The sequence below is a fragment of the Shinella sp. G-2 genome, assembly GCF_050172695.1.
In the GTDB taxonomy this organism is placed as follows: Bacteria; Pseudomonadota; Alphaproteobacteria; order Rhizobiales; family Rhizobiaceae; genus Shinella.
Genome location: NZ_JBBEYH010000003.1, coordinates 57,510 through 83,992, shown reverse-complemented (window position 1 = coordinate 83,992; position 26,483 = coordinate 57,510). Strand labels below are relative to the sequence as shown.

Sequence of the window (26,483 nt, the reverse complement as noted above, 5' to 3'; positions counted from 1 at the left end):
CAGGAATTTTCATCGAGCGCCGTTTGACCCGCGGGCCAGTCTGTGTAGTGTCCCCGCAAATCCGTAATTGCCGTGATTGCCGACGCTTCCTGCGCCGTCTTTTTCGGTAGAACCATCGCCGAGTGAGAGCCAGTTTGTCGATGTCCAGCCCCGCAACGATCGAGGATGTCGCGCGCATCGCGCAGGTCTCGATCGCGACCGTCTCGCGGGCGATCCACACACCGGAAAAGGTGGCGAACTCGACGCGGCTGAAGGTCAACCAGGCGATCGCCATCACCGGCTACACGACCAATGCCATGGCGCGGAGCCTGCGCCTCGGGCGGTCGAACATGATTCTCGTCGTCGCGCCCGATATCGGCGACCCGAACTTTTCCAACATCCTCGTCGGCCTGGAAAACGAGGCGCGCGCCCACGGTCACGGCATCCTCATCGGCCACACGCAGAACGACCCGCAACGCGGGCTGGAATATCTGAAGTTCCTCAATTCCAACCAGGCGGCGGGGCTGATCCTCTTCACCGGCACCCTGCCCTTCGGCCACCAGACGATGACCGCGCGCCTGCCGCCGAGCGTCGGCGTCTTCGAGCCGGTCTACAATGGCGGCATTCCCTATGTCGGCGTCGACGACATCGAGGGCGCGCGCAAGGCCGTCGACCTCCTGATCGCCGAGGGTCACCGCAAGATCGCCTTCATCGGCGATTCGCGCACGCGCCTTGCCTATAGCCGCCGTCGGCAGGGCTATGACGAGGGGCTTGATGCGGCCGGCGTTCCCGCCGGCGAACGCATCATCCTCGAAGGCGACGGCACCATCGAGAGCGGACGGCTCGCGCTCGAACAGCTCTTCATGCGCGACACGCTGCCGAGCGCCTTCATGTGCGTCAACGACCAGACGGCCATCGGCGTGATGATCGGCCTAGGCGCACGCGGCTACGACATTCCGAACGATTTCTCCGTGACGGGCTTCGACGACGTGCCGCAGGCGACCTTCATGACGCCCTCGCTGACCACCGTACGCCAGCCGCGCACCGCCATCGGCAAGAGCGCCATGGCGCTGCTCTTCGACCTGCTCTCCGGCAGCCCGCCGCCGGACGCGGAGATCCTGTTGACGCCGGATCTCATCGTGCGCAATTCGGTGACGGTGCCGGCACGGCGTTTTGTGAAGCGATAGGTTTGTCGCCGTAGCGGCCGGTGCTCTGCTTCAAAGAGGGGAGACGCCCCTGCCTTCGCCCGGCCTGTGCAGCGTCGTTCCCGGCAAGCATGGCGGGAGAGATGCGCTGCACCTTTTCCCGAACCACAATCCTCACGCTACGGGCAAATCCCTCGCCCCGCTTGCCGGGGAGAGGGCCAGGTGAGAGGCAAGTCCCCGGAGACACGCTCAACGGGGAGATTGCCCTCAACCATAGCGCCGGTGCGCCGGCTTCGCCGGTTGTTCACTGCGCACCGCCGAGACTGTGAAGCGATCGACCAGCCCCTTCAGCGTCGTGCTGATCTGCATGAGATTGTGGGTGGCAGCGTTGGTTTCCTCCACCATAGCGGCATTCTGCTGGGTCATCTGGTCCATGCTGCCGACGGCGGTGTTGATTTCGGAAATGCCGGCGGACTGTTCCCGGGCAGAGCTGGCGATAGCGTCGATATGGGCGTTGATATGCACCACCTGCTCGCCGATATGGTGCAGCGCCTCGCCGGTCCTGTTGACCAGCGACACGCCGCGCTGCACGTCCTCGAAGGACTTGTCGATCAGGCTCTTGATCTCCTTGGCGGCCTCGGCGGATTTCTGCGCGAGTTCCCGCACCTCCTGTGCCACGACCGCAAAGCCCTTGCCCGCTTCGCCCGCACGGGCGGCCTCGACGCCGGCATTCAGCGCCAGCAGATTGGTCTGGAAGGAGATCTGGTCGATGACCGCGATGATCTGCGTGATCTTGCCGGAGGATTCCTGGATGGCGCTCATGGCCGAAACCGCCTGCTCGACGACGTCGCCGGAACGCTTCGCCTCCTCCGTCGCGCTGCCGACGACGCGGCGCGCTTCTTCCGCCCGGCTTGCCGCTTCGCGGGAAATGGTGGTGATCTCCTCGACGGCCGCCGCGGTCTCTTCCAGCGAGGCCGCCTGCTGCTCGGTGCGCTTGGCCATGTCGTCGGTGGCATGCACCAGTTCGCCTGAATTGCCGGCCGCATCGTCGGCTGCCGTGACGATGGCGCCCAGCGTATCGTCGAGCCGTTCGATGGCGGCATTGAAATTGGAACGCAGCCGCTCGAACTGCGGGGCGAGCGGCTTGGTGATGGCGGCAGTGAGGTCGCCGCCCGCAAGGCGGTTCAACGATGTATCGAGCGCGCCCAGCGCCTCCTCCTGCTCGGCATTCAACACCTGCCGCTCGGCCTCCGCCTTTTGCCGTTCCTCCTGCAAGGCGTCGAGATAAACGGAGATGGCATAGTCCATGTCGACCAGCGCGGCCTTGACGATGGCGGTGATCTCCTCGCCCAGGGCCTCCGCCTTCTTGCGGTAGAGGAAGCCTTCGAGATGCTTCTTGATGACGCTGTCGACGATGGCCTCGAGGATCAGCGCATAGCCGCCGATATACCAGCGTGGCTCGAGGCCGAGGCGGGCATGCGTACGGCCGATGGTGGTGACGGCATCGACATATTGCGTGTCGAACGTCGCCGAGCCGATCAGCTCCCAGTGCTTGACCTGCCGGCCCTTGGCGCTCTGGATATGCGTTTCACTGGCGAAGAAGCGCGCGGTCTCCGGCGTCTTGCGCGCCTTGGCGTAGAAAATGTCGAGAGCGCCGTCGAGCGAGGCGGAAATGGTCGGCAGCGCCCGCTTCAGGGCATCCCGCTGGCCGTTGTCGAGATCGACGAACTGGAGGCGTTCGTTCAGTTGCTGCGTCTTGGCATCCTGCGCGGACATCGGTCACATCCTGATGGGGTTGGAACGGCGACTGACGCCAAGTCCCGAATCGGGACCCCAGCCTTCGGTCTGTCGTGATTTTTTGCAGGGGATAGTAAACAAAGCTTGTAAAACGGCAGGCAATACTTTCGTGGAAATTGACGAAGGGCAACTTCCGTGCGGATTTATATGGTAAGTAACACTTATTGTTATGATGGAAACCAATCAATACAGCAAATGACCAATACAACCCGACGCAATACCAAAGTATACATTACGTAACGTAAGCCGTGCATCGCACAAAAAAGGGCGCCCGCGGGCGCCCTTCGTTTCTTCAAGGCAGTTGGCCCTCAGACGTAGCGGTTCACCACGTTTTCCAGGAACTCCTGTCGGCCGGACCGCGGCTGCGGATTGACGTCGCCGCCGCGCACATAGGCTTCCAGCGCTTCCAGCGAAGAGCCGCCGGAGAGAATCTTCTGCGCGTCCGGCGTCTGCCAGCCGGCATAACGCTCGGCGAGCGGACCGGAAAGCGCCTTGTCCTCGATCATCCTGGCCGCCGCCTTCACGCCGCGCGCGCAGCAATCCATGCCGCCGATATGGCCGATCAGCAGGTCAGCCGGATCGATGGACTGACGGCGCAGCTTGGCGTCGAAATTGGTGCCGCCCGTGGTGAAGCCGCCGCCCGCCAGCACCTGATAGAAGGCCAGCGCCATTTCCGGCACGTTGTTGGGGAACTGGTCGGTGTCCCAGCCGGACTGGTAGTCGTTGCGGTTCATGTCGATGGAACCGAAGATGCCGAGCGCATTGGCAAGCGCCAGTTCATGCTCGAAGGAATGGCCGGCAAGGATCGCATGGCCCTGCTCGATATTGACCTTCACCTCGTTCTCGAGACCGTACTTCCTGAGGAAGCCGTAGACCGTGGCGACGTCGTAGTCGTACTGATGCTTGGTCGGCTCCTGCGGCTTCGGCTCGATGAGGATCGCGCCCTTGAAGCCGATCTTGTGCTTGTAGTCCACCACCATGCTGACGAAGCGACCGAGCTGGTCGAGCTCCTGACCCAGATTGGTGTTGAGCAGGGTCTCGTAGCCCTCGCGGCCACCCCACAGCACGTAGTTGTCGCCGCCGAGGCGGTGCGTCGCGTCGAGGCAGGTCTTCACCGTCGCGGCGCCGAAGGCGAAGACATCGGGATCCGGGTTGGTCGCGGCGCCACCCATGTAGCGGCGGTTGGAGAAGAGGTTCGCCGTGCCCCACAGCAGCTTCACGCCGGTCTCGGCCTGCTTCTTGGCGAAGTAGTCGACGATCTCTTCGAGGTTCTTGGTGTTCTCGGCGAAATTCCGGCCTTCCGGGCGCACGTCGGCGTCGTGGAAGCAGTAGAAGGGCACGCCGAGCAGCTGGAAGAATTCGAAGGCGACATCCGCCTTCAGCTTGGCCGCCTGCATCGTGTCGTCGAACCAAGGCCGCTGGAAGGTCTGTCCGCCGAAGGGATCGCCGCCCGGCCAGACGAAGGTATGCCAGTAGGCGACGGCAAAGCGCAGATGGTCTTCCATGCGCTTGCCGAGGACGATCTCGTCGGGATTGTAATGACGGAAGGCGAGCGGATTGGTGCTCTCGGGACCTTCATACTTGATCTTCGCGATATCGCCGAAAAAGCCGGTGGCCATGCATGTCTCCTCTGGGTGTTCGTGATCAGATCGCAGCGCGGATCGCCGGGTAAAGGCGGCGGTAACGCTGGTAGGCATCCTCGTAGGCGGCGGCGAGCGCCGTCTCCGGTTCGATGGTCTCGGCCGTTGCCGGCGCGCTCAGCACCGCCTGCGGGTCCGCGCCCGTGGCGGCGATGAGACCGAGACGGGCCGCGCCGAAGGCCGCACCGAAATCGCCGTCCGCGGGCCGGTCGACCGGCAGGCCGAGCACTGTCGCGATGGATTGCAGCCAGTAGCGCGAGCGCGAGCCGCCACCGATCGCAGTGACGCGGGACAGAGCCGTGCCGGCGGATTTCAGGGCTTCGAGATTGTCCCGGATGGCGAAGGAAACGCCTTCCAGCACCGCCTGGGTCAGCGCCACGCGGCCACTCTCATGGCCGAGGCCAAGGAACGCGCCGCGGATCGCCGCATCGTTGTGCGGCGTGCGCTCGCCGGAGAGATAGGGCAGGAAGGTAACGCCCGACGGCGCCTTGAGGGCGTCGCCAAGCTCGGCGGCGAGATCGGCGGCCGTGACGCCTGTGACGCGGGCATGCCAGTTCAGCGCATCGGTGGCCGAAAGAATGACGCCCATCTGGTGCCAGGTATCCGGCAGGGCATGGCAGAAGGCATGCACGGCGCTTTCTGGATTGGGCAGGTAGCGGGCATTGGCGGCAAAGAGCACGCCGGACGTGCCGAGCGAAACGAAGGCCGCGCCCTCGCGCACCGTGCCCATGCCGCAGGCGGACGCCGCATTGTCGCCGGCTCCGCCGGCAATGACGACGCCGTCGCCAAGGCCCCATTCGGCGGCGAGCGCCGGGCGCAGGATGCCGGCTGGCGCCGTGCCTTCCACCAGCCCCGGCATCTGCCGCTCGTCGAGATCGGTCGCGGCGAGCAGTTCGGCGGACCACTTGCGCGCGCCCGTGTCGAGCCAGGACGTGCCGGCGGAATCGGACATGTCCGAAAGGTGCTCACCGGCAAGCCAGAGGCGGAGGTAATCCTTCGGCAACAGAACGCGGCGGACCTTGGCGAAGATGGCAGGCTCGTTGTTCTTGACCCAGGCGAGCTTCGGCGCGGTAAAACCGGGGAAGACGATGTTGCCGGTTATGCTGCGGAAACGCGGATCGGCGTCAAGCGCGGCAGCTTCCCTGTGGCTGCGCGTGTCGTTCCACATGATGCAGGGACGCAGGACCCCGTCGTCGGCATCGATCAGCGTCGCGCCGTGCATATGGCCGGAAAGGCCGATGCCGCGCACGGCGGCCAGGGCGGCAGGATGGGCGGCGCGCAAACCCGCGACGGCCTCCTGCGTGGCGCGAATCCAGTCGGCCGGATCCTGCTCCGACCAGCCGGCATGCGGGCGATGGGTCTCCACCTCCCGGCCCGACGCCGAGCCGACGACCTTGCCGTCCGCGTCGATCAGCATGGCCTTGACGCCCGAGGTGCCGAGGTCGATCCCGAGATACATGGCGCTCTCCTAGTTGCCGTCCTCGTCCGGCGCGGCCGGGAGGTTGTCCTTGATGAAGATTTCGAGACGGATGCGCTCCTGCGCGGCAATCACCGGCAGGCCGTCCGCCTTGGCACGCAGAACGCGGATGGCGCTGCGCACCTCGTGGCCGGCGTCCTGGTTGAGCACGGCGTCGATGCGGCCGCTTTCCAACGCCGCTCGGGTCTCGGCGGTCAGTTCGTGGGCGATGACGCAAAGGGCGCCGTCCGGACGCGCCGCCAGCGCCTCGATGAGGCCGCGGTTACCGGCGCCAAGGCTGTAGACGCCGGCAAGATCCGGCACCGCCGCGAGGCATTCCGAAATCAGCGCACGGGCGAGCGCCGGGTCGTCCTGGCCCTCCAGCACCGGCAGGATGGGGCGGGCGGCGGGCATGGCCGACATGGCGGCAAGAAAGCCTTCGAGACGCTCGCCGTGGTCGCGCACCCGCATGGAACCGGCGAGAACGGCAACGGGGCCGGACCTGTTGCCGAGGAAACGACCCATCAGGCTGCCGGCGGTGCGGCCGGCGGCGATGTTGTCGACGCCGACGAAATGGTCGCGGCCCGAGCCGGCAAGATCGGAGACGAGCGTGACGACCGGGATGCCGGCGGCCTTCGCCCGTTCGATGGCGGCAAAGACCTCGGGCGCATCGACCGCGACGGCCGCAATGCCCGAAACATCCTCGGCAATGGCCACGTCAATGGCGCGCGCCAGCGCGGCGGCATCGAAGGCCGGCACTGTCGTGACCGAAAGGCGCGTGCGCTCGACGGCCGAGTGCAGGCCGGCGCGGCGGACTTCCGCCTCGAGGCCGCGCATGAAGGGATTGTCGCCTTCCGGCAGGATGAAGACGAGCGGATAGACGCGGCTCTTGGCCAGATTGGCCGCCGCCACGTCGCGCACATAGCCGAGTGTCGCGATCGCCGCCTCGACCTTGGCCCGCGTGACGCCGCGAACGCCCGGCCGGTCGTTCAGGACGCGGTCGACCGTCGCGAGGCTGACGCCCGCCTTGTCGGCAATATCGTGAACCGTGGGTCTCATCGTTCCTCCGTGGCGAGACCCTTAGAGGAATTTCTGATGTACGTAAATCAGAAATTTTCGGCAAAGGCTGCCCGAGCGTTTTTTCAGCCCGGAAGGCGCTTGCTGAAGGCGTGCGTGAAGGCGATGTCGGCGGGGGTTTCGCCGGCGCGGGCGAGTGCGACATCCATGAAGGCGTCGGTGATGCGCACCAAGGCGAAGCCGCCCATGAAGGCGGCGACGGGTTTGAAGAGATCGAGGCCGTCGCGACTGTAGATCATCGGCGTCGGGTGCTCATGGCCATGGAAGATGCCGACGACATTGTAGCCCTTGAGCGCGGCGACAAGCCCGGCGCGTTCCTCCTGCGTCCACCAGTGTGCCGGACCGGCGCCCGTGGGATCGAAGGTCTTTGCGGCCGGATCCCAGTGCTCGGTAGAGAAGACATCCCAGCCATAATGCTGGAAGAGCACGACGGGCCGGCCGTCGGCGGCATAGGTGGCAAGATCCTGCTGCAGCCACGGCAGACTGCTGATGGCACCCCTTGTATTGTCGCCGCCGAAGCGCTGGAGCTGGATCAGATGCAGGCCGCCCCAGTCCCAGGAATAGTTGTCCGAATCGATATCGTAGTTCGTCACTGGCACGGGAGCCTTGTAGAAGACCGTGGACCGGTGGTTCAGTTCGACATAGTCGCGCAGTTCGCGGCGGTACCAGTCGACATGCGGGGCGACGCCGTCCTGGTCGAGATCGTGATTGCCGAGGCCGTTATAGACGGGATAATGCACCCGGTCCGGGCCGGTGCCCTGCTGGTATCGGCTGGCGAACTGCTGGAGCTGGCGTCCCTCGCCCGGCACCTTCACCTGCCCGCCGCCGTCATCCGTCATGTCGCCGCCGAGGACGAGGCCGAGCGGCTCGTCGATCCGCAAACCGGCGCTGGCGAGGCCCGAGGGTTTGCCCGCGACCATCTGCGGCCATCCCAGCCCGCCGAGCGCATTGAGCGCCGCCACATGCCGCAGCAGCGCCGCATCCGTCTTGCCCTCGTCCGCACAATTGGGGCTGAGGCCGTCGGCCGAGACGAGGCAGACATGCACGTCGCAGGAAAAGAGAAAGGTCGCATCCGTTGCGGGACGCGCCGCCGCCGCGCGCGTGGTCGATTTCGGAAGGACGACGGATAGGCCAAGGCCGCCGGCGGCTGCCAGGAAATGACGGCGGGTGAAGTCGAATGTCATGCGCGCCTCCGGGCATCGATCGCGCCGCCATTCTGGCGGACGGACCGATGCCGCGGCAAGAGGCTTTGCGCGTCCGGCCGGCTTAGTGCCCGCCGCCGCCACCGACGCCGGACTGCGGCTTGCTGATCGCGAAGGCGCAGACGACGAGGGTCGCGAAGAGCGCGGTGAGCAGCAGGAAGATGTCGATGAAGGACAGGATATAGGCCTGCTGCTGCACCATGCCGGCCATCTTCTTGATGGCGATGGTCGCGCCGTCGAGCCCGTGCGCATTGAAGTTGGAGGCCATGTTGCGCAGTTGCTCGACGGCTTCGGGATTACCCCACTGCACGTGCTCGGAGAGCCGCAGGTAATGCTCCTGCGAGCGCTGGGTGAGGATCGTGTTGATGACCGCAAGACCGACGGCCCCGCCGAGATTACGCGTCAGGTTGAAGAGGCCGGAGGCGTTTCGGATGCGGTCGGGCGGCAGGGTGCCGAGCGCCACGTTGTTGATCGGAACCATGCAGATCATCAGCGAGACGCCGCGCAGGATCTGCGGCACGAGCAGCTCGTAGAAATCCCAATCGGCCGTCAGCTGCGTCATGGACCAGGTGCCGAGCGCGAACCCGCCAAAGCCCATCATCATCATGACGCGCGGGTCGAGCCGCGACGACATCATGCCGGCGATCGGCGCGGTGCAGAACATGGCAAGGCCCGACACGAACATCGTTTCGCCGATCATCAGCGAATCGTAGCCGCGAATGCGCGCCAGATAGAGCGGATAAAGATAGGTGAGGCCGTAGAGGCCGATGCCCATGACGAAGGAGAAGATGGAGCCGAAGGCGAAGTTGCGGTTGGCGAAGGCGCGCAGATCCACCACGGGGAATGGCACCTTGAAGGCCCGCCAGAAGAAGACGATGGCGCCGATGACGATGGCGAGCGTGCCGAGCACGATATGCTCGTCGTTGAACCAGTCCTTGTTGTTGCCCTCTTCCAGCACATATTCGAGCGAGCCGAGGAAGACCGCCATGGAGGCGAGACCCCACCAGTCGAAACGCTTCATCAGGCTGAATTCCGGCTTGTCGAAATCGATCAGGTTGAAGGTCAGGACCGTGACGATGATGCCGGGGATGATGTTGACGAGGAACAGCCAGTGCCAGGAGAAGGCGTGGCTGAGATAGCCGCCGACCGTCGGGCCGATGGTGGGCGCGAGCGTGGCGACGAGGCCGATCATCGGCGAGACGACGGAGCGCTTGGACGGGGGGAAGATGGTGAACGCGGCCGCGAAAACCGACGGGATCATGCCGCCGCCGATGAAACCCTGGATGGCGCGGTAGACGATCATCTGGTCGATGTTCGTCGCGGTCGCAGCAAGGGCGCTGGCGATGGTGAAGCCGGCGGCGGAAAAGCTGAAGAGGATGCGCGTCGACACGATGCGCGCCAGCGTCCCCGATAGCGGGATCATGATGACTTCGGCGATCAGATAGGACGTCTGCACCCAGGCGATCTCGTCCGCGCCGGCGCCCAGGCCGGCCTGGATCTCCGACAGCGAGGCCGAGACGATCTGGATGTCGAGGATCGACATGAACATGCCGAACACCATCGCGAAGAACGCGACGACGCGGCGAACGGGAACCTTGTCGGCATGCGCGGGCGCCGCCGCAGGAACGCCGGCTGTCGCTTGAGCGGTCGCGGCCATCGCCCGCGCTCCTTTGCTGGAGGAATTTACTCGGCCGTCGCCGCCACCGCCGTGCCCTCGGGCGCGGTGCGGCTATCGACATCGACGACCACGCTGAGGCCGGCGCGCAGCTTGCCCGTGTCCAGCGCGTCCTTGGGAAGGGCGATACGGACGGGCACGCGCTGCGTGACCTTGGTGAAGTTGCCCGTGGCATTTTCCGCCGGCAGCAGCGAGAAGACCGAGCCGGAGGCCGGCGCGATGGACGAGACCGTACCGACGATATCGTCTTCCTCGTAGGCGTCGACATGCAGATGCACCTTCGAGCCGGGCACGAGATGGGCGATCTGCGTTTCCTTGAAGTTGGCCTCGACATAGAGGTCCGTCACCGGGACGAGCGCGGCAAGACGCTGACCCGCCGAAACGAGATCGCCGACCTGCACCGAGATATTGCCGACGACGCCGTCATAGGGCGCCTTCAGCACGGTGAAGCCGAGATCGCGCTCGGCCTTGGCGCGGGCAAGCTCCAGCGTGCGGATGCCGCTTTCGGACTCGGTGCGCTGCGCCTGGAGGACGGCAATGCTTGCCTTCGCCGCGACGATGTTGGCATCCGCGCCGACGAGATTGGCCTTGGCCTGGTCGAGCGCCACGCTGGCGCTATCGAGCGAGGCGGTGGTGCCGACTTCCTTCGATGCCAGTTCCTTGGCGCGCTTTTCCGCCACTTCCGCGCCGCCGAGGGCGGCCTGGTAGGCGGTCTTCTGGGCTTCGGCCTGGGCAAGGCTCGCCTTTGCGCCCTCGATCTGCGCGTCGATGCGGTCGAGCGCCAGCTTCTGGGTGGCGATCTGGGCTTCGGCCTGTTCCTTGGCGAGACGATAGTCGCCGTTGTCGAGCGTGACGAGCGGATCACCGGCCTTGACCGCCTGGTTGGCGACGACGTTGACCGCCTCGACATAGCCCGAGACCTTCGGGGAGATGGAGGCGATGTCGCCCTCGATATAGGCGTCATCCGTCGAGATCATGAAGCGGCCGTGCGTCCACCACTTGTAGCCGTACCAGCCGGCGGCGGCGAGCAGCGCGAGACCGACGACGGGCAGCATGAACTTGCGGCCGCCCTTCTTCTTTTCCGGCTGGGAAACGGCAGCGGCGGCCGGCGCGGCTTCCGCCGTCGTCACGGGCTTGGCTTCTGCAGTCTGGGCCTCGAAATCGTCATTGACCGGGCGAACCTTCGCCGTGCCGGCGCCGTGGGAAGTCGACATGCGCATGCCACCGTTCTCTGGGGTAAATTATTGAACTGAACCGTTCGGTTCGATTTGACATAATCCTGTTTCTCCCGCATATCAAGAGTAAATCGAACCGCCCGGTTCGAAATAGTTGAGATGAGGTTTACAGGAACGGAGATGGAGATCACGCAAGACAGGCCGGACGCCCCGCAGACGGGTCGCCGGGTCGCCGGGGAAGATCCCGCCAAGCGCGAGCAGATCCTCGACGGCGCCAAGCGCGTGTTCATGGAGCAGGGCTTCGAGGCCGCCAGCATGAACGACATCACGCGCGCCGCCGGCGTCTCCAAGGGCACCATCTACGTCTATTTCGAGAATAAGGAAGACCTGTTCGGCTACATGATCGAGCGGGAACGCCGGCGGATCACCGAGACGGTGCGCCACGCCCTCGACGGCCAGAAGCCGATCGACGAGACGCTGGCAGGTTTCGGCACGCTCTTCGCCACGCATATGACGGCGGACCAGACGATCCGCGCCATGCGCATGGTGATCGCCGCGAACCACCGCCTGCCCAGCCTCTGTAGCCGCTTCTTCTCCGCGACGCCGATCAACCCCGTCTCGGTGCTGCAGGAATATCTCGACCGGCAGGTCGCGGCCGGCATCATCGTCTGCGACGACACGGAACACGCCGCCAAGCAGTTCATCGAGCTCACCACCGTCGGTCTCTTCAAGCCGCGCATCTTCGGCGCCATGGAGGAGGTTCCCTCCCCCGCCGCCATCGAGAAGAACGTCACCGCGGCGATCCGGATGTTCCTTGCCGCCTATGGCGCCCGGGCCTGAAGTTTTCGGGACCTGAGGTTTTCGGGGGGCCTGAGATTTTCGGGCGGATCGCGCAAGGCGCGCAACCGCGATCAAGTGACGGGCCGCAAAGGACGCCATAAGATGGCTGTCCATGAGGAGCGACCGACGCATGCATCCCGTTGCCAAGGCCATCTGGTACATCGAAAGCCATTTCGGCCGCGCCATCGCGCTCGCCGAGATCGCCGACATGGCCGGCATGTCGCGCCACCACCTGTCCCGGCGCTTCAGCGAGATGACCGGCCAGAACCTTGCCCGCTACCTGCGCGCCCGCCGCCTTTCGGAGGCCGCGCGCCAGCTTGCCGGCGGGGCGCAGAACATCCTGACCGTCGCGCTCGATGCCGGCTACGGCTCCCATGAGGCATTCACCCGCGCCTTCCGCGAGCAATTCGGCCTGACGCCGGAGGCACTTCGCGCACGGCGCGATCTTTCCGGCCTCACCCTTCAGGAGCCCATCCGCATGTCCGTCCTCGAAAAAAGCAACCTGCCCGCGCCGCGCATCGAAACGCTCGACGCCTTCACTATCGTCGGCCTCGGCGCCGATTTCGCGCCCGGCAAGGCTGCCGGCATTCCGGCGCTCTGGCAAAAGTTCAACCCCTATTTCGGCCATATTCCCGGCCAGACCGGCAATACGGCCTTCGGCCTGTGCACCTGCCTTCAGGGAAGGCCCGGGTTCCGCTACGTCGCTGGCGTGCGCGCACCGAAGAGCGACGACCTGCCGGCAGAGCTCGAAACCATCGCCGTGCCGGCGCAAGACTGGGCGATGTTTACCCATGAAGGCCATGTCAACGGCATTCCCGCGACGGTGGACGCGGCCTTCCGCACCTGGCTGCCGGCCTCCGGCCGCACGGCCGGTGCCTTCCCCGACATGCTCGAATTCTACGGCGAGGATTTCGACCCCGACACCGGCCTCGGCCGCATCGAAATCTGGCTGCCGCTCGCCGATCAGATGACGAAATCGTGATATGAGCGGCAAGGGCGGCCGCTCGACTTGCCAGCGGTCGAATTCTGCATAAATACGGAAGTCCATTCTTCACCGTATTCATGAAGGGAAAGACCGGATGGACAGCACTCTTGCGCTCATGCAAGACCCGGCCGCCTGGATCGCGCTCATCACGCTGGTCGTGATGGAAGTCGTTCTCGGTATCGACAACCTCATCTTCATCTCGATCCTGACCAACAAGCTGCCCGCCGAACACCGGGTGCGCGCCCGCCGCATCGGCATCGGGCTCGCGCTCATCATGCGCCTCGCTTTGCTCGGCACCATCGCCTGGATCGTCCAGCTGACGACGCCGGTCTTCGAGGCCTTCGGCCACGGCTACTCGTGGAAGGACATGATCCTCATCGCCGGCGGCCTCTTCCTCGTCTGGAAGGCGACGAAGGAAATCCACCACAATGTCGACCCCATCGACCACAAGGAAGACATGGTCGGCGGCGCGGTCACGACCAGCTTCGCCTCGGCCATCGGCCAGATCCTGGTGCTCGACCTCGTCTTCTCCATCGACAGCATCATCACCGCCGTCGGCATGACGCCGCACCTGCCGATCATGGTGATCGCCGTGCTCGTCGCCGTCACGGTCATGCTGGTGGCCGCAACGCCGCTCGCCAATTTCATCGAGAAGAACCCGACCATCGTCATGCTGGCGCTCGCCTTCCTCCTGATGATCGGCACGACGCTGATCGCCGAAGGCATGGGCTTCCATGTACCCAAGGGCTACATCTACGCCGCCATGGCCTTCTCGGCGCTCGTGGAGGTGCTGAACATGATTTCGCGCCGGGCGCGGCAAGGCAAGGGGACAGGCGGACACTGAGGCAACGGCGCTTGTCGGCGTATCCACTGCCGCATGGCACTGAAAAAAAAGAAACCGGCGGGTATTCAACCCGCCGGTTTTTCTTTGGAAACGGTCGAAGACGGACCGGACGGGTGAGGAGCTCGCCTGCCGTTTCGTTGGCCACGGGGAGAAACCGGAAAAATCCCCGCATTCTCCATCTCCGTCACGTCCGGTTGACACGGCCCGCCTTCTCTTGGCAAATCGTCCGCAGGGTGGATTGTTCCGCGAAAGTTTTGGATGGCTCTGCCGCTTGCGGCGGAACCGGCAGGCCGTGCAGGGAATTCATGCCAAGCATTGTCCCGCCGCACGGACCCCAACATGACCCTTGAGCAGACCTTCGCCTTCGTCGTCATCGCCCTGATGATGGCGGCGTTCATCTGGGGAAGGTTCCGTTACGATCTCGTCGCCTGCTGTTCGCTGCTGCTGGCGCTGGCGCTTGGCATCGTGCCCTTCGACAAGGCCTTCTCCGGCTTTTCCGACGATATCGTCATCATCGTCGGCAGCGCGCTGATGGTAAGCGCGGCCGTCGCCCGCTCCGGCATCGTCAATCTTGCGGTCAAGCGCTTCTTCCCGCACCTCACCTCGAAGCGCAGCCAGTTGGCGCTGCTGCTCGTTTCCGTCGCGGTGCTCTCGGCCTTCATCAAGAATATCGGCGCGCTCGCCATCATGATGCCGCTTGCCTTCCAGTTCGCCCGCAAATCCGGCACGCCCGCCTCGAAATTCCTGATGCCGATGGCCTTTGCCGCGCTTCTCGGCGGCCTGATGACGCAGATCGGCACCTCCCCCAACATCGTCGTCTCGCGCCTCCGCCAGGAAATCACCGGCGAAAGCTTCACGATGTTCGACTTCACGCCCGTCGGCGCGACGCTGACGGTCTGCGGCATCCTCTTCATGCTGTTCTTCAACCGCATCGTGCCGGAACGCAGCAACAAGAACGCCAGCATCGAGGAATCGCTGGAAGCCGCCGCCTATTCCTCCGATGCCACGGTGGTGGAGGGATCGCCCTCGATCGGCAAGTCGCTCAACGAAATCCTGCGCAATGGCGACGGCGACGTCATCGCCACGTCGATCATCCGCGGCTATGTGCATCTCACGCCCCTGCCGGACGTGCGGCTGCTCGCCAACGATACGATCCTGATGGAAGGCACGGCGAGCGCGCTCGACAAGGTGGTTTCCGCGGCAGGCCTGACCCTTTCCGGCCAGCCGATCCGTGCCGGGCGCGGCGAAGCCGGCGAGATCAGCGCCATCGAGGTGGTCGTCGGCAACGAATCCCGCCTCATCGACATTTCCGCGCGCTCGATCGCGCTGTTCCATTCCTACGGCATCAACCTTCTCGCCGTCAGCCGGCAGGGCCAGCGCCTGCGCGAAAAGCTTTCCGAAGTGCGCCTTCGCCCCGGCGACGTCATCGTGGTGCAGGGCAACAACCGCACCCTGCCGGCGCTGCTGCCGGAACTGGGCCTGCTGCCCCTCGCCCAGCGCGAAATCCTGCTCGGCGCCCCGCGCAAGGCGATCATTCCGGTGCTGGTGCTGATCGCCGCCATGGCCTCCACCGCGCTCGGCTTCGTGCCCGTCGCCACCGGCTTCTTCGCCGCCGCCGTCGCCATGGTGCTCTTCCGCGCCGTGCCGCTGCGCGAGGCCTATGCGGCGCTGGACGGGCCGATCCTCGTCATGCTCGCCGCGCTCATTCCCGTTTCCGACAGCCTGCGCACGACGGGGGCGAGCGAACTGATCGCCGGCTGGCTCGGCGATATCGCCGTATATCTGCCGCCCTTCGGCGCGCTCGCGCTCATCCTGCTGACGGCGATGGCGGTAACGCCGTTCCTCAACAATGCCGCCACCGTGCTCGTCATGGCGCCCATTGCCGCGAGTTTCGCAGGCGCGCTGCACTACAAGCCCGAGGCCTTCCTGATGGCCGTGGCGATCGGCGCGGGCTGCGATTTCCTCACCCCCGTCGGCCACCAGTGCAACACGCTGGTCATGGGTCCGGGCGGCTACAAGTTCTCCGACTACCCGCGTGTCGGCCTGCCGCTTTCCGTCCTCATCGTCATCGTCAGCGTGCCGACGCTGCTCGCCGTCTGGCCCGTGCAGTAGCGAGGTCCGACTTTCCCTTGACGCGCCGGGCTGAATATGGTCTCACCCAGCCCAACGGAAAGCCTTTTCCCGCCGCCCAGCCGGCGCAAAACCGGGGCTTTTCCTCCCAAAGTGACGCCTTCGTGCCGGAAGCCTCCGGTGCGGGGCATATAACCATGTCAAGACGGGCCATATCATGAGCACTTCCGGAACCGCATCCGGCGTTCGCGTACGCATCGCACCCTCCCCGACCGGCGAGCCCCATGTCGGCACCGCCTATATCGCGCTGTTCAACTATCTCTTCGCGAAAAAGAACAACGGCACCTTCATCCTGCGCATCGAGGATACGGACGCCACGCGCTCGACGCCGGAGTTCGAGCAGAAGGTGCTGGACGCGCTGAAATGGTGCGGTCTCGAATGGTCGGAAGGTCCCGATATCGGCGGCCCCTATGGTCCCTATCGCCAGTCCGACCGCAAGGACATCTATCGTCCCTATGTCGACAAGATCGTCGCCAACGGCCACGGCTTCAAGTGTTTCTGCACGCCCGAGCGGCTGGAGCAGATGCGCGAGGCGCAGCGCGCCGCGGGCAAGCCGCCGAAGTATGACGGCCTCTGCCTCCATCTTTCCGCCGAGGAAGTGACGAAGCGCGTCGACGCCGGCGAGCCGCATGTCGTGCGCATGAAGATCCCGACCGAGGGCGCGTGCAAGTTCGTCGACGGCGTCTACGGTCCGGTCGAAATTCCGTGGGAAGCCGTCGACATGCAGGTCCTGCTCAAGGCCGACGGCATGCCGACCTATCACATGGCGAATGTGGTCGACGACCACATGATGAAGATCACCCATGTGGCGCGCGGCGAGGAATGGCTGGCCTCGGTGCCCAAGCATATCCTCATCTATCAATATCTCGGCCTCGAGCCGCCGGTCTTCATGCACCTGTCGCTGATGCGCAATCACGACAAGTCGAAACTGTCGAAACGCAAGAACCCGACCTCGATCTCCTATTATTCGGCGCTCGGCTACCTGCCCGAAGCGCTGATGAACTTCCTCGGCCTGTTCTTCATCCAGATATCCGAAGGCGAAGAACTGCTGACCATGGATCAGCTCGCCGAGAAGTTCGACCCGGAGAACCTGTCCAAGGCCGGCGCGATCTTCGACATCCAGAAGCTGGACTGGCTGAACGGCCGCTGGCTGCGCGAACAGCTGACCGAAGAGGACTTCATGCAGCGCGTGCTGGAATGGGCGATGGAGAACAACCGCATCCGTGACGGCCTCAGGCTGTCGCAGTCACGCATCGCCAAGCTCGGCGAACTGCCGGATCTCGCCGGCTTCCTGCTGAAATCCGATCTCGGCCTGACGCCGGAAGCCTTCGCCAAGGTGAAGTCGACGCCGGAGGAAATCCTCGAAGTGCTGAACCAGGTGCAGCCGGATCTCGAAAAGATGCCGGAATGGACCATCGAGAGCATCGAGGCGGAACTGCGCGCCAGCGCCGACCGGCTCGGCAAGAAGCTGAAGGTCGTGGTGGCCCCGCTCTTCGTTGCCGTTTCCGGCTCGTCGCGCTCGCTGCCGCTCTTCGACTCGATGGCCATCCTCGGCCGCTCCGTCGTGCGCCAGCGCCTGAAGGTCGCCGCGCAGGTGGTGGCCTCCATGGTCGGCAGCGGAAAGTAAGGAACGAACAAGAATGAACGACAAGACAGAAACCGCCCTCTCCTCCGACCCCACGGAAGTCCGCCGCCAGAAGCTCGGCCAGCTCCGCGAGACGATCGGCGACGTCTATCCGGCGCATTTCCACCGGACGATGACCAATGCGGAGCTTGCGGAAAAATACGAAGGCCTCGAGCCCGACACGGAGAGCGGCGACGTCGTGACCGTCGCCGGCCGCGTCTATTCCTCGCGCAACTCGGGCATGTTCATGGATATCCATGACGCCTCGGGCAAGATCCAGATCTTCAGCCACAAGGACACGACCCCGGAAGAGGCGCGCAACCTGCTGCCGATGATCGATATCGGCGACATCATCGGCGTCACCGGCGCCGTGCGCCGCACCAAGCGCGGCGAGCTGACCATCAACGCGCAGGAGATCGTCATGCTGACGAAGACCCTGCTGCCGATGCCCGAGAAGTGGCATGGCGTGGCGGATGTCGAAATCCGCTATCGCAAGCGCCACCTCGACATCATGACCAACGAGGAATCGAAGCTGCGCTTCCAGCAGCGTTCGAAGATCGTCTCCGGCATCCGCCGCTTCATGGAGAACGACGGCTTCATGGAAGTCGAGACGCCCATGCTGCACTCGGTCTATGGCGGCGCGACGGCCGAGCCCTTCAAGACGCACCACAACACGCTGAAGCTCGACATGTACCTGCGCATCGCGCCGGAACTGTTCCTCAAGCGCACGCTGGTCTCCGGGCTGACCGACAAGGTGTTCGAGATCAACCGCAACTTCCGCAATGAGGGCGTGTCGACCCGGCACAATCCCGAATTCACGATGATGGAGTGCTACTGGGCCTATGCCGACTACGAGGACATCATGGACCTCGTGGAGCGCCTCTTCGCCGAGCTGGCCGTGAAGATCCACGGCTCGACCGAGTTCGCCTATGGCGACAAGGAAATCTCCTTCAAGGGCCCGTTCAAGCGCGTTCCGATGCCCGATGCCGTCAAGGAAGCGACCGGCCTCGACTTCCTCGCGATGACGAGCGACGAGGAAGCCCGCGCCGCAGCCAAGGCCGCCGGCTTCGAAATCGAGAAGGACTGGACCTGGGGCGAATGCCTTGCCTTCATCTTCGAGGAAAAGGTCGAACCGACGCTGATCCAGCCGAGCCACGTCACGCATTTCCCGAAGGACATCTCGCCCTTCGCCAAGGAAGTGCCGGGCGAGCCGCGTCTCGTCGAGCGTTTCGAGACCTATTGCAACACCTGGGAACTGGGCAACGCCTTCTCCGAGCTCAACGACCCGGAAGAACAGCGCGCCCGCATGGTCGAGCAGCTCGAGCAGGCCCATGCCCGCGGCGAGAAGGCCAAGCAGCTCGATGACGAGTTCCTCGACGCCATCGACCAGGGCATGCCCCCGGCCGGCGGCCTCGGCATCGGCGTCGACCGCCTGATCATGCTGCTGACGAACGCCCCGTCGATCCGCGACGTCATCCTCTTCCCGGCGCGCCGGGCAAAGGCCGACTGAGGAGCCGGTGGGCCGACGCCCTCCGCGTCGAAGCGGGAAGCACCGGAACAATATCGAAGCCCCCGTCGCCGGCTGGCAACGGGGGCTTTCCTTTGTCTCACGCCTCGATCTGCACGTCCCCGATGGGACGCGAGCAGCAGGCGAGGATATAGCCTTCCTCGATCTCGTCATCGAGGATGCCGCCATTGTGGCGCATCTCCACCTCCCCCGAAATCTTCAGCACCCGGCAGGTGCCGCAGAGCCCCCCTTCGCAGGCAGCGCCGATGCGCACGCCGGCGGCGCGGGCGGTCTGCAGGATCGTCTGGCCGGGCGGGCACTTGGCGTCCTTGCCGGCCATGGTGAAGGTGACGGTCGAAACGGCGTTGGCATCGACCTCCTGCTCGCCGGCACCCGCACGGATGGCGATCTCTTCCGGCGCCGGCGCATTGGCCGGCTGGAAGCTTTCCTCGTGGTAGCGGTTCATGTCGAAGCCGCAGACCTTCAGCATGTCCTTGACGCCGCGCATGAACGGTTCCGGACCGCAGCAGAAGACGGTGCGCTCGCGGAAATCGGGCGCGAGCAGCGAGAGACGGGCCGCATCGATGCGGCCGCGCAGACCGTGCCAGCCGTCCCGCGGATTGTGGCCCTCCACGACGAAGCCGAGCGCGAGGTTCGGCATCTGGGCGGCGAGACATTCGAGTTCCGGCTTGAACAGCAGGTCCTCCGGCTTGCGGGCGCAGGAGACGAAGGCGACGTCCGACTGCGGCGCGCAATCGGACATCCAGCGCGTCATCGACATCATCGGCGTGACGCCCGAGCCGGCGGAAATGAATAGGTATTTTTCCGCCGGGTAGCGCACGAAGGAGAAGTCGCCGAGAGGCCCGAAGGCCTTCAGCGTCATGCCGGGTCGCAGATGCTCGAACATCCAGCGCGTGCCGATGGAGTTCTTCTGCGCCTTCACCGTGACGGCGACGGAGAAGGGCCGCGAGGGTGTCGAGGAGAGCGTATAGGTGCGCATGACCGGTTCGTCTGCCGAGACCGGCAGCTCCAGCGTGACGAACTGGCCCGGGAGGTAGCGGAACCAGTTCTTCTGGTCGGAGCGGAAGGTGAAGGTCATCACGTCGGCCGTTTCCACGGTGGCTGCAGTGCACTCCAGAAGATTGTGGCGGTCATGCCAGGGATGCAGCTCGTCGAAATGGCGGAATTGGCTGGCGATCGTCATGTCAGGCCACCCGCGAGAGCGGCGTCTTGGCGCCGTCGAGCCGTTCGACCATGAAATTGCAGTACCACTCGACGAACTGCATGACGCCGCCCTCGTCCTCCGGCGAATAGGGACCGGGCTGATAGGCCGGCGAACGGATGCCGAAGGCGTTTTCCTCGACGATGCGGCGGTCCTGGTTGTTGGTCTCGGTCCAGACATGGGTGAGCTCGTCGAGACGGTAGTCGACGCCTTCGACCGCATCCTTGTGGACCAGCCACTTGGTCGTGACCTGCGTCAGCTCGGGGCCGAGCGGCAGCACCCGGAAGGTTATGGCGTGGTCGGCGAGCACATGGTTCCAGGTCGTCGGATAGTGGAAGAGCAGCAGCGTGCCGATGCCGCTGTCCAGGACGTCATTGGAGAGCGGGCGCTGCACGGCGCGCGCGCCGGACATGGTGTAGCTCTCGGCGTCCTGGATGAGCGGCATGCGCGCGGCGCGGAACTGGCCGGTCGGCGACATCCTGAATTCGCTCGGCAGGCCCGCCGCCTCGCATTTCGCCCAGTGTTCGGCAATGACGGGATCGTCCTTGGCGCCCTGCACGCCCGTGGCGCTCGGCGCTTCCGGATAGGTGCGGCAGAGCTCGGGATGGTTGGCGGCGCAATGATAGCACTCGCGGTTGTTTTCCCAGACGAGCTTCCAGTTGCCCTTCTCGACGATCGTGCTTTCGAAGGCGACCTTGGTCTCGCCGAGGCGATGGCGGGCGAGATAGGGCTCGACCAGGGTGCGGAAGGCCGAGAAATCGGGCGCCTCTTCGGCAAGGCAGATGAAGATGTAGCCGCCGACGGTCTCGCAATGGATTGGCTTCAGGCCATGTTGCGTCCTGTCGAAATCCTCGGCCATGTGGCGGGCGAAGAGCAGCGAGCCGTCGAGTTCGTAGGTCCACTGGTGATAGGGACAGACGAGCTTGGCCGAGGTGCCCTTGTGCTGCGTGCAGACGCGCGAACCGCGGTGGCGGCAGGAATTGTGCAGCGCCCGCACGGTGCCGGAGCGGTCGCGGGTGATGACGACGGGATAATCGCCGACCTGCACGGTGAAGTAATTGCCGGCCTTCGGGATCTCGCAGTCATGGCCGATGAACAGCCAGTCGCGATACCAGATCGTCTCGAGGTCCAGCCTGTAATGGTCGGGATCGATGTAGAAGGCCTGCTCGAGGCTGTGGCCTTCACGGCGGTTCTTGAGCTTGCGGAGCACGTCGCTGCGGATATCCATGCCGGTCCTCACTGTCAAAATGGGGGATGAGGCGCACGGAGGAGACGGCATGCGGACGCGGACGGCCCGACAATGCACGCTTCCCAGCCGCCCGCCGCAGCCAGTCACGATCGTTTCTCCAGGCTGGTTTCCGGGCTGAGGAGCGTCCCTTGGGACCGTCGCGGCGCCTTCCCGGACATCCGTCCAGTGGCTTCCTGCCGCGTTTTCTCCAACACCGTTGCGGGGGCAGCGCCGGATTTCAACCGGCTTCCCAATTCTCCACCCCCTGACGGGAGCGGCACCTTGAGCGTCCTTATCTAAGCGCAAGAATCGGCGCGCGACATGCCAGAAAGCGACACGTCGCCCCAATTTGACGACAGTCAAAGACGGTGGAAACGAGGCCGCCGCAGGGCATAACAATGAAATATCAACGCCATAAAGGAATGACCCCGACGATAATCCATTCTTTCGGCACCCTCGTCCGGAACGAAGCACCTTGTCATATTGCGACCGTGCGGAGCGCCCCCGCGGAAATCGGGAATGCGGCGGAAAGGATTGCTTAACGACGTTTCCATAAACTTTACCGCGATCCGGGCGCGAGGATGGAGTGCCGAGGCGTGCAGCAGACGAAATTCCGATATTACGACGCCGTCGCCTACAAGCGAGCGAACCCGCCGAAATCCGCCGTGCACACCGAATTCCTGCGCACCGGCCGCATCGACCGTGGCGTGAGCTGGAGCCCGAGCGAGAAACGTTACCTCAGCTACCAGGACGTCGCCGAGCGCACCGGCCGCAAGCTGGAACGGGCCGGCAGCGTCACCCATGAACGCATCAACGGCTTCCACCAGTCCATCCAGTTTCCGAAGCTGATCTTCCACCGCACGCTCGCCGAGACGCCGCATCTCGGCTACTGCCACATCACGGTGGCGAATTCGCGCTTTGCGGAATTCGAGAATGTGCAATGGGCCTTCTACATGGCCAACTTCCTCGCCGAGATCGGCGACGAGGAACAGTTCTTCGCCGGCATTTCCCGCACGCCCGGCCGCATGTATTTCGCCGTTGCCATCGCGCCGACGGAGGAAGAAGGCCGCCTCAAGATCGACCGCAAGGTGCGCGGCAACGGCGTGATCTTCCGCACCGACGATCCGAAGCTCGCCATGAAGAACGTGCTGATGCTCGGCGCGCGCAACGAGGCGCTGCGCAAGATCATCCGCGCGCTCTAGCCCTTCGGCAACATCGCTGCTCGCCTTCACCGGAAGGGTTTACGCCCGGTACAGCATCCATTCCTTGCCGGCCGGCACCTCGTCGCCGCGGCCGTAGACCACGACCTGATCGCCGCCCCGGCCCTTGGCTTCCGCCAGCGCCCGCTCGCAGGCGGCGGCAAGGTCGAGCGCGCTGTCAGCGCTTTCCGACATGCAGACGCCGGCAGAGAGCGTCAGATGCCCGAGGTTCCGGCCCGTGCGCGGATCGCGCAGCGCCACCGTCTGGAAGGCGGCGCGCAGGAGATCGATGAGCCGCGTCACCTCGCTCTCGTCCGACGTCTGGAACAGGAAGCCGAAACGAAGACCGTCGAAGCGTACGGCAAGGTCGTTTGCCGGGAACGCCTGACGGATGAGGCCGCCGTAGAAGGTGACGAGATGGTCCGACAGGGCCTCGATCTGGCCCGACGAAAAGCGGCGTTCCGCGTCCACCTCCGCAACCGCGACACCGCACATCATCGGCAGTTCGGGATTGGCGTAGACGCGCGCGAGCGCCTTGTTGAAAGCGCGGCGATTGCCGAGCTTGGTTGGCGGATCGGTGAACTTCTGTGCCTCGAAGTCCGCCATCTCCTTCTGGATGCCGTCCATGACGGCCGATTGCGCCGCGACCTTCTCCGCCATTTCCGCAGTATGGCTGACGCGCAGTTCCGTCGCCCGCTGCAGGGCCTCCAGCGAACTGCCGAGCGCGCCGCCCGCCTCGCGGATGACCTGCGAGGCCTCGCCGATCAGGCGGCCGTAATCGTTGAGCGAGGAACGCTCCTGGCTCAGGAGGTCCATGAAGTTGCTCATCTCGTTGCTGATCGCGCCGGCCGAGCGTTGCAGCACGCTCGCCTCGTGCTGGTGCGGCAGGTACTTGCGGCCAAGCTCGTCGAGCGCGGCCTGCGTCTTGTACTTTCCGAGCGCGATGAACTCCCGAACCAGTTCCGGATTGCCGCCGGCATAGGCCTCGTAGACCAGCTCGTAGTTGCGGGGCAGGCCGTCGATGCCCATCTGCTTCATCGCGGTCGCGATACGCAGGGCGATATCGGTGGTCGTGGATTTCTTGTGCGCCATCAAAGAGGGACCTGTGTGCGGGAACGTCAGCCTCTCCTAGCAGAGCGCTCTTTCGGTCCGTCTAACCCGACCGTTCCAATTTTACACAACCAGGCAAGTCTTGGCATTTGCCGGCAAAGCCCTGTAAGGAAAGCCGGAACGACGGAAGGGCGACATGGCTGAAATCCTCGATACGCGGGCGGATGAGACGGCGGCGCTGACACGCGCCTGCGAAGCGCTCGACCGCGGCGTGCCCGTCGCCATTCCCACCGAGACGGTCTACGGCCTTGCCGCAGACGCCACCAATCCGCAGGCGATCGCCCGCATCTACGAGATGAAGGGCCGGCCGCGCTTCAATCCGCTGATCTGCCATATGGCGGACCTTGCCATGGCGGAACGCCATGCGATCTTCGATCCGCTGTCGCGCACGATCGCGGAGGCCTTCTGGCCTGGCCCGTTGACCCTGGTGCTGCCGATCCGGCCGGAAAGCGCCATCCATCCGCTGGCGCGCGCCGGGCTCGACACGGTCGGCATCCGCGTGCCGACAGGCATCGCCAGCGACCTGCTGTCCGCCTTCGGCCGGCCGCTCGCCGCGCCCAGCGCCAACACCTCCGGCCGCATCAGCCCCACCACCGCACGCCACGTCGCGGAGGATTTCGGGGCGAAGCTGGAACTGGTGCTCGATGGCGGGCCGGCCACGGTCGGCCTCGAATCCACCATCGTGAAGGTCGAAGGCGAGACGATCCGGCTGCTGCGCCCCGGTGGTCTCGACGCAGCCGAGATTGAACGCATCACCGGCCGCCCCGTCATCCGCAAGGAGGCCGGCGCAGCCATCGAAGCGCCCGGCATGCTCGCCTCGCACTACGCCCCCGATGCGCCGGTGCGGCTGGGGGCAAGCGACGTGCGTCCCGGCGAGGTGCTGATCCGCTTCGGCGGCAAGGCGCTGCCCGGCGAGGCGGAGGCGGCGCTCGTGCTGGATCTCAGCCCCGCCGGCGACCTTGCGGAAGCCGCGACCAATCTCTTCGGCTACATGAAGCAGGCGGACGCCACCGGCGCCAGCTCCATCGCCTTTTCGCAGATCCCCATGACCGGCCTCGGCGAGGCGATCAACGACCGCCTGCAACGCGCCGCCGCGCCACGCGGCTAACGCATTCCACCTGAAGCCCTATCGCTTCGACGTTGGATCATGCGGCAAGAACAAGAGCCTGGCGCGGTGTCGCTTCGGCCGGACATGTTTGAGGAAGGAACACGCGATGGTGCAGGCAAGGCTTTCTCCCGATCTCCTCGACCGCTTCGCCGCCATCGCCGGGCCGGCCCATGCGCTGACGAGTGACAAGGACATCGCCCCCTATCTCGTCGAAAGCCGAGGGCTCTATCACGGCACCTCGCCGCTCGTGTTGCGGCCGGGCTCTGTGGACGAGGTATCGCACATCCTCGCGCTCGCCACGGAAACGCGCACCGCGATCGTGCCGCAGGGCGGCAATACCAGCCATGTCGGCGGCAGCGTGCCGCGCGAGGACGCGGCGGATATCGTGCTCTCCCTCTCCCGTCTCAACCGCATCCGCGATGTCGATCCGGTCGGCAATGTCATCGTCGCCGATGGCGGCGCGGTGCTGGCGGACATCCAGGCAGCGGCCGAAAAGGTCGGTCGGCTGTTTCCGCTCTCGCTCGGCTCGGAGGGCACCTGCCAGATCGGCGGCAATCTTTCCACCAATGCCGGCGGTACGGCGGTGCTCGCCTATGGCAACATGCGCCAGCTCTGCCTCGGTCTCGAAGTGGTGCTGCCGACCGGCGAAGTCTGGAACGGCCTGCGCCGCCTGAAGAAGGACAATACCGGCTATGACCTGCGCGACCTGTTCATTGGCGCGGAAGGCACGCTCGGCGTCATCACCGGCGCGGTGCTGAAGCTTTTTCCCCGTCCGCTCGGTCATGAGGTCGCCTTTGCGGGTCTCAAGTCCGTGGAGGACGCGCTCGCCCTCTTCGAACGCGCCTCCAGCCGCTGCGGCGCAGCGCTGACCGGTTTCGAGCTGATGCCGCGGCTCGGCGTCGACTTCACCACGCGGCACATTCCGGGCGTGCGCGATCCGCTCGCCACCCGGCACGACTGGTATGTGCTGATCGACGTCTCCACCTCCGACGCGGCCGAAACGGCGACGCGCATGATGGAGGCAGTGCTTGCCGACGGCATGGAGGCGGGGCTGGTGGAAAACGCGGTTGTCGCCGCAAGCGAGGAACAGCGCAAGGCGCTCTGGCACATGCGCGAGAGCATGTCGCCAGCGCAGAAACCGGAAGGCGGCTCGATCAAGCATGATGTTTCCGTGCCGGTCTCGGCGATCCCGGCCTTCATGACGGAGGCGGATGCAGCCGTCACGAAGGCCATTCCCGGCGCCCGGATCTGCTCCTTCGGCCATATGGGCGACGGCAACATCCACTACAACATCTCGCAGCCCGTGGGCGCGGACAAACAGGCCTTCCTCGACCGCTGGCGCGAAATCAATCATCTCGTGCACGGCATCGTGCTGAAATACCACGGCTCGATTTCTGCCGAGCACGGCATCGGGCAACTGAAACGGGACGAGCTTGCCAGCGTGCGCGCGCCGATCGAGATGGACCTGATGCGGCGCGTGAAGCGATCCTTCGACCCCGCCGGGATCATGAACCCCGGCAAGGTGGTCTGTGTCTGAGGC

Annotated in this window: 20 protein-coding genes and 1 riboswitch; of the genes, 10 read left to right on the top strand and 10 right to left on the bottom strand. The window is 65.0% G+C overall.

The features are described 5' to 3' along the window. Positions 1-134: 134 nt before the first annotated feature. Positions 135-1,166, top strand: a complete 1,032-nt coding sequence (locus V8U06_RS06930; RefSeq protein ID WP_427140047.1) for a LacI family DNA-binding transcriptional regulator — start codon at positions 135-137, stop codon at positions 1,164-1,166. Between the two features lie 225 nt (positions 1,167-1,391). On the opposite strand, the gene V8U06_RS06925 is transcribed toward V8U06_RS06930, so the two are convergent. From V8U06_RS06925 to V8U06_RS06895, 7 genes are all read right to left on the bottom strand, one after another. Next, a complete protein-coding gene (locus tag V8U06_RS06925) occupies positions 1,392-2,900 on the bottom strand; it encodes a methyl-accepting chemotaxis protein (RefSeq protein ID WP_427140046.1) in 1,509 nt (502 codons plus the stop codon). 329 nt (positions 2,901-3,229) lie between these two features. Then, the gene (xylA, locus tag V8U06_RS06920; protein WP_427140045.1) at positions 3,230-4,540 is read right to left on the bottom strand and encodes a xylose isomerase; all 1,311 of its coding nucleotides are present in this window, start codon (positions 4,538-4,540) and stop codon (positions 3,230-3,232) included. Positions 4,541-4,565: 25 nt separating this feature from the next. After that, positions 4,566-6,020: a xylulokinase gene (gene xylB, locus V8U06_RS06915; protein WP_427140044.1), complete on the bottom strand. Its 1,455-nt coding sequence runs from the start codon at positions 6,018-6,020 to the stop codon at positions 4,566-4,568. A 9-nt stretch (positions 6,021-6,029) separates the two neighbouring features. Next, positions 6,030-7,076 (bottom strand): LacI family DNA-binding transcriptional regulator, encoded by a 1,047-nt coding sequence (locus V8U06_RS06910; protein ID WP_427140043.1) that lies wholly within the window; start codon positions 7,074-7,076, stop codon positions 6,030-6,032. An 83-nt stretch (positions 7,077-7,159) separates the two neighbouring features. Continuing rightward, on the bottom strand, positions 7,160-8,278 hold the full coding sequence (locus V8U06_RS06905) for a metallophosphoesterase (protein WP_427140042.1): 1,119 nt from the start codon (positions 8,276-8,278) through the stop codon (positions 7,160-7,162). An 82-nt stretch (positions 8,279-8,360) separates the two neighbouring features. Further along, on the bottom strand, positions 8,361-9,953 hold the full coding sequence (locus V8U06_RS06900) for a DHA2 family efflux MFS transporter permease subunit (protein ID WP_427140041.1): 1,593 nt from the start codon (positions 9,951-9,953) through the stop codon (positions 8,361-8,363). Between the two features lie 26 nt (positions 9,954-9,979). After that, positions 9,980-11,185, bottom strand: a complete 1,206-nt coding sequence (locus V8U06_RS06895; RefSeq protein ID WP_427140040.1) for an HlyD family secretion protein — start codon at positions 11,183-11,185, stop codon at positions 9,980-9,982. 141 nt (positions 11,186-11,326) lie between these two features. Between V8U06_RS06895 and V8U06_RS06890 the strand changes: the two genes are divergently transcribed. The 6 genes from V8U06_RS06890 (at position 11,327) to lysS (ending at position 19,079) form a co-directional block, all read left to right on the top strand. Continuing rightward, entirely contained in the window at positions 11,327-11,986 is a 660-nt protein-coding gene (locus V8U06_RS06890) for a TetR/AcrR family transcriptional regulator C-terminal domain-containing protein (protein ID WP_427140039.1), read from the top strand. A 130-nt stretch (positions 11,987-12,116) separates the two neighbouring features. Next, positions 12,117-12,968, top strand: a complete 852-nt coding sequence (locus V8U06_RS06885; protein ID WP_427140038.1) for an AraC family transcriptional regulator — start codon at positions 12,117-12,119, stop codon at positions 12,966-12,968. Between the two features lie 97 nt (positions 12,969-13,065). After that, a complete protein-coding gene (locus tag V8U06_RS06880) occupies positions 13,066-13,815 on the top strand; it encodes a TerC family protein (RefSeq protein ID WP_427140037.1) in 750 nt (249 codons plus the stop codon). A 339-nt stretch (positions 13,816-14,154) separates the two neighbouring features. Further along, on the top strand, positions 14,155-15,927 hold the full coding sequence (locus tag V8U06_RS06875) for an SLC13 family permease (protein WP_427140036.1): 1,773 nt from the start codon (positions 14,155-14,157) through the stop codon (positions 15,925-15,927). A gap of 175 nt (positions 15,928-16,102) precedes the next feature. Next, on the top strand, positions 16,103-17,572 hold the full coding sequence (gltX, locus tag V8U06_RS06870) for a glutamate--tRNA ligase (protein WP_226917816.1): 1,470 nt from the start codon (positions 16,103-16,105) through the stop codon (positions 17,570-17,572). Positions 17,573-17,585: 13 nt separating this feature from the next. Beyond that, positions 17,586-19,079: a lysine--tRNA ligase gene (gene lysS, locus V8U06_RS06865; RefSeq protein ID WP_427140035.1), complete on the top strand. Its 1,494-nt coding sequence runs from the start codon at positions 17,586-17,588 to the stop codon at positions 19,077-19,079. A 97-nt stretch (positions 19,080-19,176) separates the two neighbouring features. Here lysS and V8U06_RS06860 read toward each other — a convergent pair whose 3' ends face one another. Both V8U06_RS06860 and V8U06_RS06855 read right to left on the bottom strand, forming a co-directional pair. Then, complete coding sequence (locus tag V8U06_RS06860) at positions 19,177-20,280, bottom strand: hybrid-cluster NAD(P)-dependent oxidoreductase (RefSeq protein ID WP_226917814.1); 1,104 nt, start codon at positions 20,278-20,280, stop codon at positions 19,177-19,179. Between the two features lies 1 nt (position 20,281). Further along, positions 20,282-21,526, bottom strand: coding sequence for an aromatic ring-hydroxylating oxygenase subunit alpha (locus V8U06_RS06855; protein ID WP_427140034.1), 1,245 nt, complete (start codon positions 21,524-21,526; stop codon positions 20,282-20,284). 104 nt (positions 21,527-21,630) lie between these two features. Then, positions 21,631-21,826, bottom strand: a riboswitch (cobalamin riboswitch). Between the two features lie 296 nt (positions 21,827-22,122). Between V8U06_RS06855 and V8U06_RS06850 the strand changes: the two genes are divergently transcribed. After that, positions 22,123-22,728, top strand: coding sequence for a DUF6656 family protein (locus tag V8U06_RS06850; RefSeq protein ID WP_226917812.1), 606 nt, complete (start codon positions 22,123-22,125; stop codon positions 22,726-22,728). Between the two features lie 39 nt (positions 22,729-22,767). On the opposite strand, the gene V8U06_RS06845 is transcribed toward V8U06_RS06850, so the two are convergent. Continuing rightward, the gene (locus V8U06_RS06845; RefSeq protein ID WP_427140033.1) at positions 22,768-23,817 is read right to left on the bottom strand and encodes a diguanylate cyclase domain-containing protein; all 1,050 of its coding nucleotides are present in this window, start codon (positions 23,815-23,817) and stop codon (positions 22,768-22,770) included. A 154-nt stretch (positions 23,818-23,971) separates the two neighbouring features. Here V8U06_RS06845 and V8U06_RS06840 point away from each other — a divergent pair, with 154 nt between their 5' ends. Both V8U06_RS06840 and V8U06_RS06835 read left to right on the top strand, forming a co-directional pair. Then, positions 23,972-24,943: an L-threonylcarbamoyladenylate synthase gene (locus tag V8U06_RS06840; RefSeq protein WP_427140032.1), complete on the top strand. Its 972-nt coding sequence runs from the start codon at positions 23,972-23,974 to the stop codon at positions 24,941-24,943. A 106-nt stretch (positions 24,944-25,049) separates the two neighbouring features. Next, positions 25,050-26,480, top strand: coding sequence for an FAD-binding oxidoreductase (locus tag V8U06_RS06835; RefSeq protein WP_427140031.1), 1,431 nt, complete (start codon positions 25,050-25,052; stop codon positions 26,478-26,480). Positions 26,481-26,483: the final 3 nt, after the last annotated feature.